Here is a 15,309-nt window from a genome sequence, read left to right on the forward strand (position 1 = left end):
TTGGCCGAAAAAGACCGTCTACATAGCATTTCTTCAATTTTATGCCGGGCAGAGCGCCTCGAGCTCGATGAACACAAAAAGAGACGAACCAAATCGCGATGGGCGATTTGGTTCGTCAACAGCCTGACGGGCTCCGTAGCCCGTCTTTTATTTTGGATATTTATGGAGCCGTTCTGGACAATCACGTGTATACGCTTATCTCATTTTAATCGACACAGGATTGATTAGGAACAAATTCGACTGTTCTTCATACTTATCAACTACGGCAGTAATCCGGATATGATAACCAATCCCGAACGGATCAGGGATATTGTCGCCTTCTAAGTTTAAATCATAATAGTTTACATCTCGAAGTTGGAAATTAGGGCCAGGCGGTTCGTTTTTCGTATCGTCGCCAACTAAAATCAAATAATCAAATCGGGTGTCATAGCTGCCATGCTTATTGACATAGGCTGTGTGTGCATCGAATTCAATCGTACGCCCTTCATATTGATCAGCAAACGTTGCAATCAAAGGATCTGCTTCAGAGTTAACACTGAGCAGTTCTTTTAAGTCTGGACTATTGTCCACGGTCAGCACGTCAGGTTCTTTCTTTTCTTCTGCCTCTTTGTCTGGTTGATCACTCGACTCACGATTTGCTTCTGTCTCCTCTGGCTTTTCCTTATTTTCTTCTACCGTCTCTTCTTTAAATGTATGATAGGTGATCACGACTTCAGTACCTTCCGGCATCCATTCATCTGGTGCGTACTCGACGTCGCCCCCGACAGCCACTTCCTCTACTTCCCCGTCTTCGGTGATCCAGCCCGTGATTAAATCTTCGACTTTTTCTGTTTTGACGTTTGTGAATCCATTCGACTTAAATTCGTCGACCACTTCTTTATAATTCCTTCCCTCTTGAACACTTGATGCTGAAGGGGTTTTCGCTTCCCCTTTATGGTCATTCGAGCCTTCACCACATCCTGTTAACATCACAATCAACGCAGATGACATCAAGACACTTCGTATTTTCCGCATTTTTTCTTCCTCCACCTTTAAACGAGTTATTTCGTTCTGGATTAACCGAACTCATTCTCCATATCTTTATAAAGTATGACAATCAAATAATAAAATTTCCATATTAAAATTATAATTTTATCTTTTTCAGAAAATATATTCCATTTGAGAACAAAAAAACCTTGAAAATGACATTCCAAGGTCATCTCCAAGGGAGGTTTACTCATTATTTTTGCTCAAGTTTGTTCACTAACTCAATTTAGCTAGGCGTACATATGATACCATTGTCGATTCCATGAACATGTAATCCATTTGTTGTTAAATTTACGTCTTCGCGATGGGCCCCATACTACGTTCAAAGTACGTCCAATCGCTCTTTTTGAATGATGCAGGTAAAAATATAAATCGATTATTGTGTCAGTTCACCAAAACCAAAATCCGCATCGAACGCCCGGCACCAGATCACGACGGTCGTGTATTGCGTGAGATCGACGTCTTCAGGGACTAAATAGTTTTGATTACCAGTATTCCCTTTTAATGAACCTAGGCTGATCCCTTCTGTCGTTTCCATCCCCGGCTGAATTAAATAGACAAATAAATCGGGTCCGTTTGTCGTTTGGAAATCTTCCAATCGCAGGTACACGCCATCATCAGCTCGAATCGTTTGAATAGTACCTGAAGTTTCATAGTTTTTTTCTCCATCCATGAAAACCCCTGCCAAGTCTGCAAACCCAGCAGCAGTTTCATCATCTTGATCAGATGACGGAGATTCCTCGACTTCTTTATCTTCTTCTACAGTTGTGTCTAGCGATGTCGGCGGAAGTCCTTCATCAACAGTCTTGTCCAAGAATATAGGAGAAATGAGCCACCAGCCAATTAACAGTACGGCTACCCCCACTATACCAAGGATCACTTTTGTCACGTTTTTCATCATCTTCGCTCCATTTCACTAAACATATCCTTCTCATTATTATTCGAGGATTCACTGTAAGACTTCACAAAAAATTGAAGGCGTATCTAACGCTGAATTTTCATCCGCATCCCCCTCTCAAACATGAAGGTACAAAAAGCCTCCGATTTCAACAAATCGAAGGCTTTTTCTTTCAGTTTATTCTATTTTTTCAAGCCACGCCACCGTCTCCACATGCGCCGTATGCGGGAACATGTCGACCGGTGTCACTTCGACGAGACGATAGCCGCGGTCGGCGAGATAACGCATATCGCGCGCCTGCGTCGCGACGTTACACGACACGTAGACGATTCGCTTCGGTGCCATCTCGACCATCGTCTCAAGGAACGACTCGGCACAGCCTTTACGCGGCGGGTCGACGACGATGACGTCCGGGTTGATGCCGTCTTGCTTCCACTTTGGAAGGACATCTTCAGCCGCGCCACAGGCGTACGTCACGTTATCGATCTCGTTGACGAGCGCGTTCTGTTTCGCGTCCTCGATTGCTTCCGGCACGACTTCGACGCCATACACGTGCGCTGCTTTCCGGGCGAGGAACAGACTGATCGTCCCGATGCCGCAGTAGGCGTCAACGACTTGTTCCGTACCGGTAAGTTGCGCATATTCAAGCGCCTTACCGTACAGCTTCTCCGTCTGGACCGGGTTGACTTGGAAGAACGAGTGCGGTGAGATTGTGAACGTCAGTCCGCCGATCTTGTCCTCGATCGTCTCGTGGCCATATAAGAGTTTGTTCGTCGCCCCTAGGATGACGTTCGTCTTGTCCGGGTTGACGTTTTGCATGAGCGATGTCACGTTGGGCAGACGCTGCAAGATGTCGGCGACGATCTCGTTCACGCCTTTGATTTTCGTCGTCTTCGTGATGAGGACGATCATCAGTTCACCTGAATGATAGCCGTAGCGGGCCATGACGTGGCGGATGACGCCGCGCCCTGTCTTCTCATCGTACGCTGGCACACCGTGCGCCGCGAGCACGTCACGGACGACTTGGACGGCCTCGTCGTTGCGCTCGTCTTGGATGAGACATTCCTTCATCTCGACGATGTCGTGCGAGCGCGGGCGGTAGAACCCGGCGACGAGACGATCTCCTTCTTGCTTGAACGGTACTTGCGCTTTGTTGCGGTAGCGCCACGGTTCCGGCATCCCGATCGTCTCGTGGACCGGCACGTCGAACTGGCCGAGTCGCTGCAGCGCCTCGACGACGCGGTCCCGTTTTTGACGGAGCTGGCCGTCATAGCTGAAGTGTTGGAGCTGACAGCCCCCACATTGATAAAAGATCGGGCACGGCGGTTCGACCCGGTCCGTGCTCGCTTGTTTCACTTCGATCAGCCGGGCGAAGCCGTACTGTTTGTTCGTCTTCGTCACAACAATCTCGACCGTCTCACCCGGGAGCGCGTTCGGCACGAACAACGTATAACCGTCGACGCGTGCCACGCCTGCCCCTTCGTGTGTGAGGTCATGGATGTGGACGTCGAGACGGTCGTTTTTAGTTACTGGTAGCATGAGTCTCTCCTTTCCCGATTCGAGAAGTACTTTATTCTGTCATTACCCGTTCAGAGGCCAACGAAAAGCTCGGCGTGAGCGCCACGCCGAGCCGACTTATTCTGCTTTCTCATTCGACACGTTGAACAGCTGTTTGATCATCTGTTCGCGTTCGTACTGAGCGTTCAACTCTTCCATCTCGCGGATTCGCGCGTTCGGTGCGAGTACCGTCAAGTGGCGGAACAAGTTCCGCATCTCACCCGTGCATTCGCCGCCGTACTCGCCGTCGATGTTGAGGCTCATCCGCTCAGTCGTCGTCTTCATCTTAACGTGGCCCGTCTTGACGTGCTCGACAAGCGGGCTCGACAAGTGTTCACCCCGGAGCAATAAACGGACGACGTGGATGAACTCGAACAAGTTACATTTCCGTAAGATGAACAAGTCAAACAAGCCGTCATTGAGTGACGCGTGTGGCGAGATCTTCTCAAAGCCTCCGACCGAGTTCGAGTTCGACGTGAGGAAGATCATCACTTCCCCGCTGAACGTTCCTTCGTCATGCTCGAGCTCGATGTACGTCGGTTTGATGAGTGGCAGCTTCTCCATCCCTTTGACGTAGTAGGCGAGCTGGCCGAGCGCCGTCTTCAACTTCGACGGCACTTCGTACGACAGCTCAGTCATGATGCCGCCGCCGGCGATATTGATGAAGTAATGGATGTCTCCCGCCTCGCCTTCGATCTCCCCGAGGTCGACCGGCATCTCGAAGCCGTCACAGATTACGTCGAGAGCGCCGACGACGCTCAAAGGGATCCGCATCGCCCGGGCGAAATCGTTCGTCGTTCCGACCGGGATCAGTCCGATTGTCGGACGTTCATCGAGCGGAGCGAGTCCCGAGATGACCTCGTTCAACGTCCCGTCACCGCCGGCCGCGATGATCAAGTCGAACTCGGCCGCAGCGGCCCGCTCGGCTTCGAGCGTCGCGTCACCGATCGCTTTCGTCGCGTACGTCGACGTCTCATAACCCGCATCCTCGAGGCGGTTCAATATATACGGCAGCTCCCGTTTGATCACTTCTTTTCCAGATGTCGGGTTATAGATGACCCGTGCGCGTTTTCGTTGCATATTGTTTCTCTCCCCTATGCTCATTTCGAGCGAAAAGCGAGACACAAGTGCCTCGCTGCTGCTTAACGTTTCGCGATCTCTTCGTGGAACAAGCCATCGAGGAGCGCCGGGTTCGCCATCCCTTTCGTCTGCTTCATGATCTGCCCGATGATGAAGCCTTTGGCACGGTCTTTCCCGTTCTTAAAGTCTTCGATCATCTGCGGATGCGCTTCGAACAAGTCGACGATGTAGCCGCGGAGCAAGTTCTCGTCCGAGATTTGGGCGAGACCGTTCGCTTCGACATACGCCTTCGGTTCGGCGCCTTCCTCGATCATGGCCGTGAACACGCGTTTCGCGATCTTCGAAGAAATTGTACCTTCTCCAATCAAACGAATCAACTCCGCGAGCGAGCTCGGCGTCAACTTCATCGTCTCGACCGTCTCGTTCGACTTGTTCAAGTGGCCGAGCACTTCGCCCATGAGCCAGTTCGCCGTAGCTTTCGGTTCGGCACCGGCCGCTGTCGTCGCTTCAAAGAAGTCCGAGAACTCGCGCGTCGACGTGAGCGCCTTGGCGTCATAAGCCGACAGGCCATAGTTGTTCATGTAACGTTCGCGACGTTCGACCGGAAGTTCCGGAAGCGTCTTGCGAATGCGTTCCTTCCACTCCTCGTCGATCTCGAGACGGACGAGGTCCGGCTCTGGGAAGTAGCGGTAATCGGCCGCCCCTTCCTTGACACGCATGAGGATCGTCTTCTTCGCCGCCTCATCGAAACGGAGCGTCTCTTGACGCATGACGCCGCCCGTGATGAGAAGTTTACGATGACGCTCTTCCTCGTAATCGAGCGCCTTCAAGACGTTCGAGAACGAGTTCAAGTTTTTGAGCTCCGTCTTTGTCCCGAACGGCTCTTGACCGAACGGACGGACCGAGATGTTACAGTCGCAACGAAGCGACCCTTCTTCCATCTTGACGTCCGAGACGCCCGCGAACGAGAGCACTTCTTTCAGGCGTTCGAGGTAAGCGACCGCGTCTTTCGGTGAACGCATGTCGGCCTCACTGACAATCTCGATGAGTGGTGAGCCGGTCCGGTTGAAGTCGACGACCGAATGTTTCTCGCCCGTATGGTTCATCTTCCCAGCATCTTCCTCGAGATGGACCCGCTCGATGCGGAACCGTTTCATCTCGCCATCGACTTCGACGTCGACGTGGCCGTTAAAGCCGATCGGTTGGTCGAACTGCGAGATCTGGTACGCTTTCGGCGTATCCGGATAGAAGTAGTTCTTACGGTCAAACTTCGTATCGGTCGCGATTTCACAGTTGAGTGCCATCGCGGCCTTGATGGCGAGGTTGACCGCCTCTTCGTTCAATTTAGGCAGAACGCCCGGGTGTCCGAGACAAATCGGACACGTTTGCGTATTCGTTTCGGCACCGTATGTGCGCGAGCAGCCACACCAAATCTTCGACTTCGTGCTCAGCTCGGCGTGCACCTCGATCCCGATGATCGTTTCAAAGTTCATCGTTGTCCTCCTTAAAGCTGTGGCATCTTAAAACCGCCGTTTGCTTGTTCAAAAGCATGGGCCACGCGGTAGAGTGTTGGTTCGCTGAAGTGGTTCCCGATGATCTGGAGACCGACCGGGAGGCCGTCTGAGAGACCGGCCGGAACCGAGATGGCTGGTACGCCAGCCAAGTTGACCGGGATGGTCATAATGTCGTTGGCGTACATCGTGAGCGGATCTTCGAGTTGTTCGCCGAGCTTGAACGCCGTCGTCGGCGCAGTCGGCCCGATGATCGCGTCATAGTTCTCGAACACGCGCGCGAAGTCTTGCTTCATGAGTGTGCGCACCTGTTGCGACTTCTTGTAGAACGCATCGTAATAACCTGAGCTTAACGCGTACGTCCCGAGCATGATGCGGCGTTTCACTTCTTCGCCGAACCCTTGCTCGCGTGAGTACGTGAACACTTCTTCGAGCGCATCGGCCTCGGCGCGACGTCCGTAACGGATGCCGTCAAAACGAGCGAGGTTCGAAGACGCCTCAGATGAAGCGAGTAAGTAGTACGTCGGGAGCGCGTATTTCACAGTCGGGAGCGATACCGTCTCAACGGCCGCACCGAGCGACTTGAGCGTCTCGACCGCTTGTTCGATTTGTTTGCGGACACCGTCTGATACGCCTTCTGCCATGAACTCTTGCGGCAGGGCGAACTTCATGCCTTTAATGTCGCCATGAAGTGACTTCGTATAGTCCGGCAGGTCGACTGTCGCCGACGTCGAGTCCATGTCGCAATGACCTGAGATGACGTTCAATAAATAGGCGTTGTCTTCGACCGAGCGCGTGAGCGGACCGATCTGGTCGAGTGACGAGGCGAACGCGACGAGACCGTAACGTGACACGAGACCGTATGTCGGTTTCATGCCGACGACGCCACAGTAGGCTGCCGGTTGGCGAATCGAGCCACCCGTATCCGAACCGAGGCTGAACAGTACTTGTCCGGCTGCGACCGTCGCGGCCGAACCGCCTGACGAGCCGCCTGGCACGCGCGTCGTATCCCACGGGTTGCGGACGACTTTGAACGCCGAGTTCTCGTTCGATGAACCCATCGCGAACTCGTCCATGTTCAACTTCCCGATCGTGACGGCACCGGCGTCGTGAAGACGCTCGACGACCGTCGCGTCATGGGCCGGGACGAAGTTCTCGAGGAACTTCGAGGCACACGTCGTGCGTGTCCCTTTTGTGACGATGTTGTCTTTGACGCCGATCGGCAAGCCGAAGAGCGGGTTGTCCGCTGTCTTGGCGAGGTCGTCCATCCGTTTCGCTTGCTCGAACGCGTCCTCGTTCAACGTGAGAAACGCACCGATTTTGTCATCGGTCGCTTCGATGCGGTCAAATGATTCTTTGACGAGGTCCGTTACCGTGACCTCACCTTCTTTTAATAAGGTATGTAGCTTGGCTACACCGTGATCGAATAGTGTCATGAAGGGCCTCCTTACTCAAAGACGGCTGGGACGCGGACTTGGCCGTTCTCCCAATCAGGCGCCATCCGTTCGACTTCCTCGCGGGGAAGTGACGGGCGGACCTCATCTTTGCGCATTACGTTTTTCAAATCTAGGGCATGGGTCGTCGGGATGACGCCCGTTGTATCAAGTTCATCGAGTTGCTCGGCGAACTCGAGGATTTTTGTCAATTGCTCCGTGAAGTGCGTCACTTCATCTTCCGTGATCGCAAGTCGGGCGAGTCCGGCGACGTGCCGAACTTCAGCTTCAGTGATTCGAGCCAAAGGTTCCACCTCCAACAGTTTTCAATACATCGTTCATTATCATACCACTTTTCCATAAGACAAAAAAGAAAATCCAATCCGGTCAAAGATGATCATTATTTGAAAGTTAGGGAATCGCGCTAGAATATTGACTCGTTTCAAAAAACGGCTATACGGTACACGGGCAATTCTCATTATGCTAAGAGAGTAGCAAACATTTCCCGAGGAGGATCATTATGTCAATCCGTAACAAATTGATCGTCGCCTTTACCGTCCTGCTAGTCTTATTACTCGGTGTGAGCGGCTATTCATTCTATGCGTTGAACGCCTCGAAGGCAGCCCAACAAGACATGAACGTCTCTTGGGTGCCCGGCATGGACCAAATTCATCAAGTCGACAAGCAGTTGCTCGGGATTCGCCAGCAGATGATGCGCCACGCTCTAGTCGAGGACGAGGTGACAAAGCAAAATGTCGAAATCAGCATTGAGACCGGCATCACGATTTTAAAGCAACAGCTGACCGGCTATGAGTCGACAATCAACAACAACAAGGCCGCCCGTGAACTGTTCGATCAGACGACGACACAATGGACCACATTCCAGACAAACATTGAGGAATTGATTCGCATCTCGAATGAAGAAGGACAAGCCGCGGCCGACGCCTACATCCGGGACACGGCCACCCCGAGCGCAGACGCCCTGTCGAATACGCTCGGTCTCCTCGTCAACTTGAACCGCGATGGGATTCGTTCTGACATCGAGACTGGTGAAGCGTTGTTTGCACAAGTCCAACTCACGCTCATCGTCATCATGATCGCCGCTATTCTGTTCACCGTACTCATGATGGTGTTCATCTTCCGCTCGATTTTCGAGCCGTTGAACGAGTTCAAACTGAAAATGCGCGAACTCGCGACGAGCCAAGGCGATTTGACGACGTCGATCCCGGTGAAGCGACGTGATGAGTTCTCTGGGCTCGCGCGCGACTTCAACCAATTCATCGCCAACCTGCGCCAGCTCATTTTGCAAGTGAACGGCGTCTCACGCGGGGTGACCGAGCAATCCACTCGCATGTACGACGAATTGAAAGCGCTTGATTCGTATATGACGACGACCGCCGCAACGACCGAGGACTTGACGGCCGGCATGCAACAGACCGCGGCGAGTGCCCAGGAAATGAACGCCTCCGCGTCGGATATGGAACGAACGCTTCACAACATCGTGACGATGGCGGCTGAACGAAAAACTGAGGCGGAACAAGTCGACGCCCGGGCCATGGCACTCCGTACCCACGCCGTCGAAGCGAAAGCGTCAGCGATCGACGTCTTGTCCTCGACACGACACAATCTCGAACGGGCCATGCATGACGCCAAAGCCGTCCGCGAGATCGCCACGCTCACGAACGATATTTTAGACATCGCGGCGCAGACGAACCTGTTATCGCTCAACGCCTCGATCGAAGCGGCACGAGCCGGTGAGGCGGGACGCGGGTTCGCCGTCGTCGCCGACGAGATCCGTAAACTGGCCGAGACGAGCCGGACGACCGTCGAACGGATCCAAGCAATCTCGACGACCGTGCTCCATTCGGTCGACCATTTGAACGAGACGTCGAGCGAGATGCTCGGTTTCCTCGATACGAACGTATTGAAAGATTACGACCAGCTCGAAGAAGCGGCCGAACGCTACAGCGAAGACGCCGGACGTTTTGAGGCGACCGCTTCTGAATTCGCCGAAGCGGCCACAGAACTCGAACAATTGACGTCCGGGATGATCGGTGTCATTCAAGACGTCGCCGTGACGGTCAATAACGGGGCACTCGGGACGCAAGACATCGCCGAGAAAGTGACGCTGTCGGTCGACCGGTTCAGTGAGTTGAACCGCGTCACCGAAGCGTCGCAACGGAAGATGGACGAGTTGAGCGAGTTGATTGGCCAGTTCAAAGTGTAAACAAAAGGACGCACTCCCTCGGGAATGCGTCCTTTGTCATGCGGCCGACTGTTGCCGCTCTTTCCGTATCTCAAGTTCGAACCGCTTCGTCTCGGCGACGACGACACCTGACAAGAACAACAGCCCAATCAAGTTCGGAATCGCCATCAGACCGTTGAAGACGTCGGAGACGGCCCAAATCAAGTTCAAGTTCGTCGTCATCGCACCGAGTCCGGCGACGACAATGTACACCATCCTGTACGGGACGATCGCCCGCTCCCCGAGCAGGTAATGGACCGAGCGTTCCCCGTAATAACACCAGCCGATCACGGTCGAGAAGGCGAAGAAGACGAGCGAGATCGTGACGATGAGTTCACCGATCGGGCCGAGGAAGTAAGCGAACGACGCTTGCGTCAGCTCGATGCCTTGTAGCCCTTCCGTATACTGACCACCCATGACGATCGTCAACCCGGTGATCGAACAGACGATGAGCGTGTCGATCAACACTTGTGTCATCGAGACGAGCGCTTGCCGTCCCGGGAAATCCGTCTTCGCGGCCGCGGCCGCAATTGGTGCCGACCCTAGCCCAGCCTCGTTCGAGAACACGCCACGCGCGACACCGTAACGGATCGCGGCACCGAGTGCCCCGCCGCCGATCGCTTCGGCACTGAACGTACTCGAGAAGATCGTCGCGAATGCGGACGGGATCAAGTCAAAGTTCATGACTAAAATGGCGAGCCCGGCCCCGACGTAAGCGAAAATCATGACCGGGACGAAAATCCCGACGACTTTCCCGATCGATTTGACGCCACCGAGGATGACGAACCCCGTCAGGATCATCATGATAATACCGGTCGCGAACATCGGGACACCGAACGACGTGTTCAGCGCTAAACTGATCGAGTTCGTCTGGACGCCGTTGCCGATACCAAACGCGGCAATCGAGGCGAACAAGGCAAACGTCATGCCGAGCCAACGTTTTTTGAGCCCGTGTTCTAAATAATACATCGGGCCGCCCGCAATCTCACCCCGCTCATCGACGGTACGATACTTGACGGCGAGGATCGCCTCGGCGTATTTTGTCGCCATACCGATGAATCCACTCAGCCACATCCAGACGATCGCCCCCGGTCCCCCGAGGACGATCGCGGTCGCGACCCCGACCATGTTGCCGGTACCGACCGTCGCTGCTAGCGCCGTCATGAGCGCTTGGAAGTGTGAGATGTCGCCGCGTTGCCGTTTTCGTTTTTCGGCTTCCGCCCCACTCTGCTTTTTCGGGATGAACGCTTCTTTCAAGCCGAACCCGAGCCGTGTCACCTGGATGAATCCGAGCCGGAACGTCAAGAAGATGCCCGTCCCGATCAATAATATGAGCAAGTGTGGTCCCCAGACGAGGTTCGATAGACTCGTCACCCAACTTTCAAACTGCTTCACATGATGTTCCCCCTATGTATGTATTCGCTTGATTACTGGTTTATATTTTTCAGAACATTCACAACTTCGTCAAGTCGACGCGGGGTGAAATCATACCGATTCTGCGTAATGTTTTTGTAATATATCTGTTCAACGCTCGGTTTTATCTTGTTTCTAACGTTAGTATTTGAAATAAAAATGTAACGATTCACTTCAGCAAAAAACCGACCTCCCCTATCGGGAAATCGGTTGGGTCCAACTTATTTGGCGAGCGCCGCGACGACCTCGTCGACGTGACCGTTCACTTTGACACTGCGCCACTCCTCTTCGATGTAACCGTCCTCGTTGATGAGGAACGTCGAGCGGACGATGCCGTAATACTCTTTGCCGTAATTCTTTTTCAACTGCCAGACACCGTATAGTTCTGACACTTCATGCGTGTCATCGACGAGCAAGTCGAACGGCAAATCGTTCTTCTCGATAAAGTTTTGATGCTTCTTCTGGCTGTCGGCCGAGATGCCGATGACGACGGCCCCGCTCATCTTCGGTGCGGCGTCACGGAAATCGCACGCTTCGGTCGTACAGCCCGGCGTCGCGTCTCTCGGGTAGAAATAGAGGACGACTTTCTGGCCACGATAATCTTCGAGTGCGACCATGTCCCCGTTTTGGTTCGGTAGTGTAAATGTTGGTGCTAACATCTGATTTCCTCCTTATCCGAACGACGGGTCGACGAGCTGTTCGTCATATCCGTCGATCGCTTGTTCTAGTTTTTGTTTGAGCGGGTCGAGCACTTCGAGATAGTCGACCGGGTCTTCCGTCGCGGCCGCATCGCGGAGCGCGGCCTCATTATCGATATACCACGTCTGATACGCTTTAAAATAATCGGTCATGATCGTTTGGTTTTCCGGTACGGTGAGCGTCTCTGACATGAGCAAGAAGACGTTATTGTCCGCCTCGAGCGCGACATAGTCCGTCTGGGCGTTGACCCGGTCGTAAATCGGTCCGGCCTCATCTTCCGGCACCTCGGCGAGACGGGCGTTCGCTTCAGCGTTCACCCCATACTCGCTCGCTTCAATCCCCGTCAACAACTCCCCGACCTCACCGATCACGTCAGCCGGGACCAAAGCCGGTGTGACGACGAGCGACCAATCGTCGCCTTCCTTGATCGCGACTTTGGCGAGCCGGTTCGGCAGTTCGTTCCCGTCACCATCCTCCATCTCATGGACGATATAGGCGACGTCCTCGTCCTCGTTCACCCAACTCTCGACGATGTCACCCGGCGTCAAGTCACGCGTCACGGCACCCGTCGCCGGGATGTCGGTCCGGGCAGCAGCGTAGTCGATGTCTGCGAGCGCCTCGGCGTCCCCGTCACGGAGCGCTTGTTGATACGATTCATACACCGTCTCGACCGCGTCCGGGAGCGGTCGTTTCGTCTCTTCGACCGGTGCTGCCTCTTCATTCCCGCAAGCGCCGAGCATGAGTGTGAGCGCAAGCGGCAACATCCATTTTCTCATCCAATCATTCCTTCCTCGATCGATCTCTTTTCACCATCCTACCACGACTGAATTTGGAGCGGAAACGACACGCTTTTCCGGAAAATTGTTTCACTAGGATTTCATGAAGAATTCCGATACAATACAGACGTAAGCGCTTAACTGCATAATCACTTTAAGGGGGAACGAGAATGATTCCATACAAACATGAACCATTCACAGACTTTACAAACAAAGAGAACGCTGCCTTAATTCAAGCGGCGATCGAGAAAGTGAACGGGGAGCTTGGTCAGGACTATCCGCTCGTGATCGGTGGGGAAAAAGTGACGACGGAAGGTAAGATCACGTCTTACAACCCGGCCAATAAAGACGAAGTCATCGGACACGTCTCGAAAGCGAACCAAGAACTCGCGGAACGTGCGATGCAAGAAGCGCTCAAAGCGTTCGACACGTGGCGTCACGTCGACCCGTCTGTCCGTGCCGACGTCTTGTTCAAAGCGGCGAACATCGTCCGTAAACGAAAGCATGAGTTCTCGGCCTACCTCGTCAAAGAAGCGGGCAAGCCTTGGAACGAAGCGGACGCGGACACGGCGGAAGCGATCGACTTCATGGAGTACTATGCGCGTCAAATGCTCGAACTTAAACCGGGTAAGAAAGTCGAGAGCCGTCCGGGCGAGTACAACCGCTATGACTACATCCCACTCGGGGTCGGGATTGTCATCAGCCCATGGAACTTCCCGTTCGCGATCATGGCAGGGACGGCCGTCGCGGCCATCGTCGCCGGTAACACGATCCTCTTGAAGCCAGCTTCGACGACACCGATCGTCGCGGCGAAATTCGTCGAGGTCATGGAAGAAGCGGGTCTCCCGAAAGGCGTCCTCAACTTCATCCCGGGACCGGGCGCTGAAGTCGGCGACTACCTCGTCGACCATCCGAAGACGCGCTTCATCAGCTTCACTGGTTCACGCGACGTGGGTCTCCGCATCAACGAGCGCGCCTCGAAGTTGAACGACGGCCAAATCTGGCTCAAACGTGTCATCGCCGAGATGGGCGGAAAAGACACGATCGTCGTCGACGAATCAGCGGACCTCGAACTCGCGGCCCAGTCGATCGTCAAATCGTCGTTCGGCTTCTCGGGACAAAAATGTTCAGCTTGTTCACGCGCCGTCATCGTCGACAGCGTGTATGACACGGTGCTCGACCGCGTCGTCGAATTGACGAACGAACTGTCAGTCGGAAACACGGAGCAGAACGAACACTTCATGGGACCGGTCATCGATGCGGCCGCGTTCAAGAAGATCACGTCGTACTTCGACGTCGCGAAAGAAGAAGGACGCATCGTCACGGGCGGTAAAGCGGATGACTCGACCGGCTACTTCGTCGAGCCGACGGTCGTCGCCGACGTGGCACCGAAAGCACGTCTCATGCAAGAAGAGATCTTCGGGCCGATCGTCGCCTTCACGAAAGCGAAAGACTTCAAAGAAGCGATCGACATCGCCAACAACACCGAGTACGGCTTGACGGGTGCGGTGCTGACGCGTGACCGCTCGAACCAAGAGTACGCACGCCAAAACTTCCACGTCGGCAACTTGTACTTCAACCGTGGTTGCACAGGCGCGATCGTCGGCTATCAGCCGTTCGGCGGCTTCAACATGTCAGGGACCGATTCAAAAGCAGGCGGACCGGATTACATCCAGCTCCACATGCAAGCGAAAACGACGTCAGAGACGTTTTAATCCAGGAAGGCACGACGGGACATCCCGTCGTGCCTTTTTTCTGTGTCGGCCTCACCCTAACGCCACGTCTAAAATCATCATGACGGTAAATCCAAGCATCAAGGCGATCGATGCCAAGTCCTTATGGCCATTCTCTTGCGACCCCGGGATGACTTCTTCGACGACGACAAAAATCATGGCCCCCGCGGCAAAGCTCAATGCGAACGGCAGTAGCGGCTCCATGACAAACACCGCCCAAACGCCGAATAAGGCGGCGACCGGCTCGACGACGGCCGACAGCTGTCCGTAGAAAAAACTCTTTCGTCGTGACATCCCGTCCCTCCTTAACGGCAGCGCCACCGCCACGCCTTCTGGAAAGTTTTGAATCCCGATCCCGATTGCGAGCGCGATGGCACCCGTCAACGAGGCCGATGGAAAGTCAGCCGCGACCGCCCCGAACGCGACCCCGATCGCTAGCCCTTCCGGTATGTTGTGCAACGTGATGGCTAAGACGAGCAACGTGCTGCGCTTTCGTTTGAACGGGCCGATCCCTTCCGCCTCACTGAGCGGGGAAGTCGGATGCAGGTGCGGAATCAGTTGATCGATGCCCCATAAAAAGAATCCGCCCATTAAAAAGCCGACCGCGGCCGGGAACCAGGCCGGCCAAGCGTCCTGTCCTGCCATCTCGATCGCCGGCGCGAGCAGCGACCAAAAACTGGCGGCAATCATCACCCCGCCGGCAAATCCGAGCATCCCGTCCATCAGCCGTTGATTGATCGATTTCGTCGTGAACACGACAGCCGCCCCGAGCGCCGTCATGCCCCATGTGAACAACGTCCCGAGCAAGGCCTGCATGGTCGGACTCAGTTGAGCCACCCCGTCCCACATCGCCATCGCCTCCCCTTAAGCTTTGTATGCGCGCCCTATTCTTTTCCCGTCGTCCCTGCGTCGCTAATCCCGATTTGAACAATCAAAAA

13 protein-coding genes are annotated in these 15,309 nt (G+C 54.2%); 2 read left to right on the forward strand and 11 right to left on the reverse strand.

Features of this window, described 5'->3' with window-relative positions; all coding sequences use genetic code 11:
- Positions 1-195: 195 nt before the first annotated feature.
- The 7 genes from EVJ22_RS12715 to gatC form a co-directional block, all read right to left on the reverse strand.
- Positions 196-1,029: a DUF4839 domain-containing protein gene (locus EVJ22_RS12715; RefSeq protein WP_158625531.1), complete on the reverse strand. Its 834-nt coding sequence runs from the start codon at positions 1,027-1,029 to the stop codon at positions 196-198.
- Between the two features lie 373 nt (positions 1,030-1,402).
- Complete coding sequence (locus EVJ22_RS12720) at positions 1,403-1,924, reverse strand: DM13 domain-containing protein (protein WP_233589708.1); 522 nt, start codon at positions 1,922-1,924, stop codon at positions 1,403-1,405.
- A gap of 177 nt (positions 1,925-2,101) precedes the next feature.
- Entirely contained in the window at positions 2,102-3,463 is a 1,362-nt protein-coding gene (rlmD, locus tag EVJ22_RS12725) for a 23S rRNA (uracil(1939)-C(5))-methyltransferase RlmD (protein ID WP_131444039.1), read from the reverse strand.
- Positions 3,464-3,559: 96 nt separating this feature from the next.
- Positions 3,560-4,561 (reverse strand): diacylglycerol kinase, encoded by a 1,002-nt coding sequence (locus tag EVJ22_RS12730; RefSeq protein WP_071398068.1) that lies wholly within the window; start codon positions 4,559-4,561, stop codon positions 3,560-3,562.
- Positions 4,562-4,623: 62 nt separating this feature from the next.
- A complete protein-coding gene (gene gatB, locus EVJ22_RS12735) occupies positions 4,624-6,054 on the reverse strand; it encodes an Asp-tRNA(Asn)/Glu-tRNA(Gln) amidotransferase subunit GatB (protein WP_131444040.1) in 1,431 nt (476 codons plus the stop codon).
- Between the two features lie 11 nt (positions 6,055-6,065).
- Positions 6,066-7,508, reverse strand: coding sequence for an Asp-tRNA(Asn)/Glu-tRNA(Gln) amidotransferase subunit GatA (gene gatA / locus EVJ22_RS12740; RefSeq protein WP_131444041.1), 1,443 nt, complete (start codon positions 7,506-7,508; stop codon positions 6,066-6,068).
- Positions 7,509-7,519: 11 nt separating this feature from the next.
- Complete coding sequence (gene gatC, locus EVJ22_RS12745; protein WP_016509877.1) at positions 7,520-7,810, reverse strand: Asp-tRNA(Asn)/Glu-tRNA(Gln) amidotransferase subunit GatC; 291 nt, start codon at positions 7,808-7,810, stop codon at positions 7,520-7,522.
- Between the two features lie 215 nt (positions 7,811-8,025).
- Between gatC and EVJ22_RS12750 the strand changes: the two genes are divergently transcribed.
- Positions 8,026-9,732, forward strand: coding sequence for a methyl-accepting chemotaxis protein (locus EVJ22_RS12750; RefSeq protein ID WP_131444042.1), 1,707 nt, complete (start codon positions 8,026-8,028; stop codon positions 9,730-9,732).
- A gap of 36 nt (positions 9,733-9,768) precedes the next feature.
- On the opposite strand, the gene EVJ22_RS12755 is transcribed toward EVJ22_RS12750, so the two are convergent.
- From EVJ22_RS12755 to EVJ22_RS12765, 3 genes are all read right to left on the reverse strand, one after another.
- The gene (locus tag EVJ22_RS12755; RefSeq protein WP_131444043.1) at positions 9,769-11,145 is read right to left on the reverse strand and encodes an alanine/glycine:cation symporter family protein; all 1,377 of its coding nucleotides are present in this window, start codon (positions 11,143-11,145) and stop codon (positions 9,769-9,771) included.
- Positions 11,146-11,384: 239 nt separating this feature from the next.
- The gene (gene bcp / locus EVJ22_RS12760; RefSeq protein WP_071398073.1) at positions 11,385-11,822 is read right to left on the reverse strand and encodes a thioredoxin-dependent thiol peroxidase; all 438 of its coding nucleotides are present in this window, start codon (positions 11,820-11,822) and stop codon (positions 11,385-11,387) included.
- A 12-nt stretch (positions 11,823-11,834) separates the two neighbouring features.
- Positions 11,835-12,638, reverse strand: coding sequence for a hypothetical protein (locus tag EVJ22_RS12765; protein WP_071398074.1), 804 nt, complete (start codon positions 12,636-12,638; stop codon positions 11,835-11,837).
- Between the two features lie 170 nt (positions 12,639-12,808).
- On the opposite strand from EVJ22_RS12765, the gene pruA reads away from it, so the two are divergent.
- Positions 12,809-14,353, forward strand: coding sequence for an L-glutamate gamma-semialdehyde dehydrogenase (gene pruA / locus EVJ22_RS12770; protein WP_131438803.1), 1,545 nt, complete (start codon positions 12,809-12,811; stop codon positions 14,351-14,353).
- A 51-nt stretch (positions 14,354-14,404) separates the two neighbouring features.
- Here pruA and EVJ22_RS12775 read toward each other — a convergent pair whose 3' ends face one another.
- Positions 14,405-15,220 (reverse strand): ZIP family metal transporter, encoded by an 816-nt coding sequence (locus EVJ22_RS12775; protein ID WP_071398076.1) that lies wholly within the window; start codon positions 15,218-15,220, stop codon positions 14,405-14,407.
- Positions 15,221-15,309: the final 89 nt, after the last annotated feature.

Origin of the sequence: Exiguobacterium sp. SH0S7, assembly GCF_004337195.1 — a bacterium.
Lineage (GTDB): Bacteria > Bacillota > Bacilli > Exiguobacteriales > Exiguobacteriaceae > Exiguobacterium > Exiguobacterium aurantiacum_A.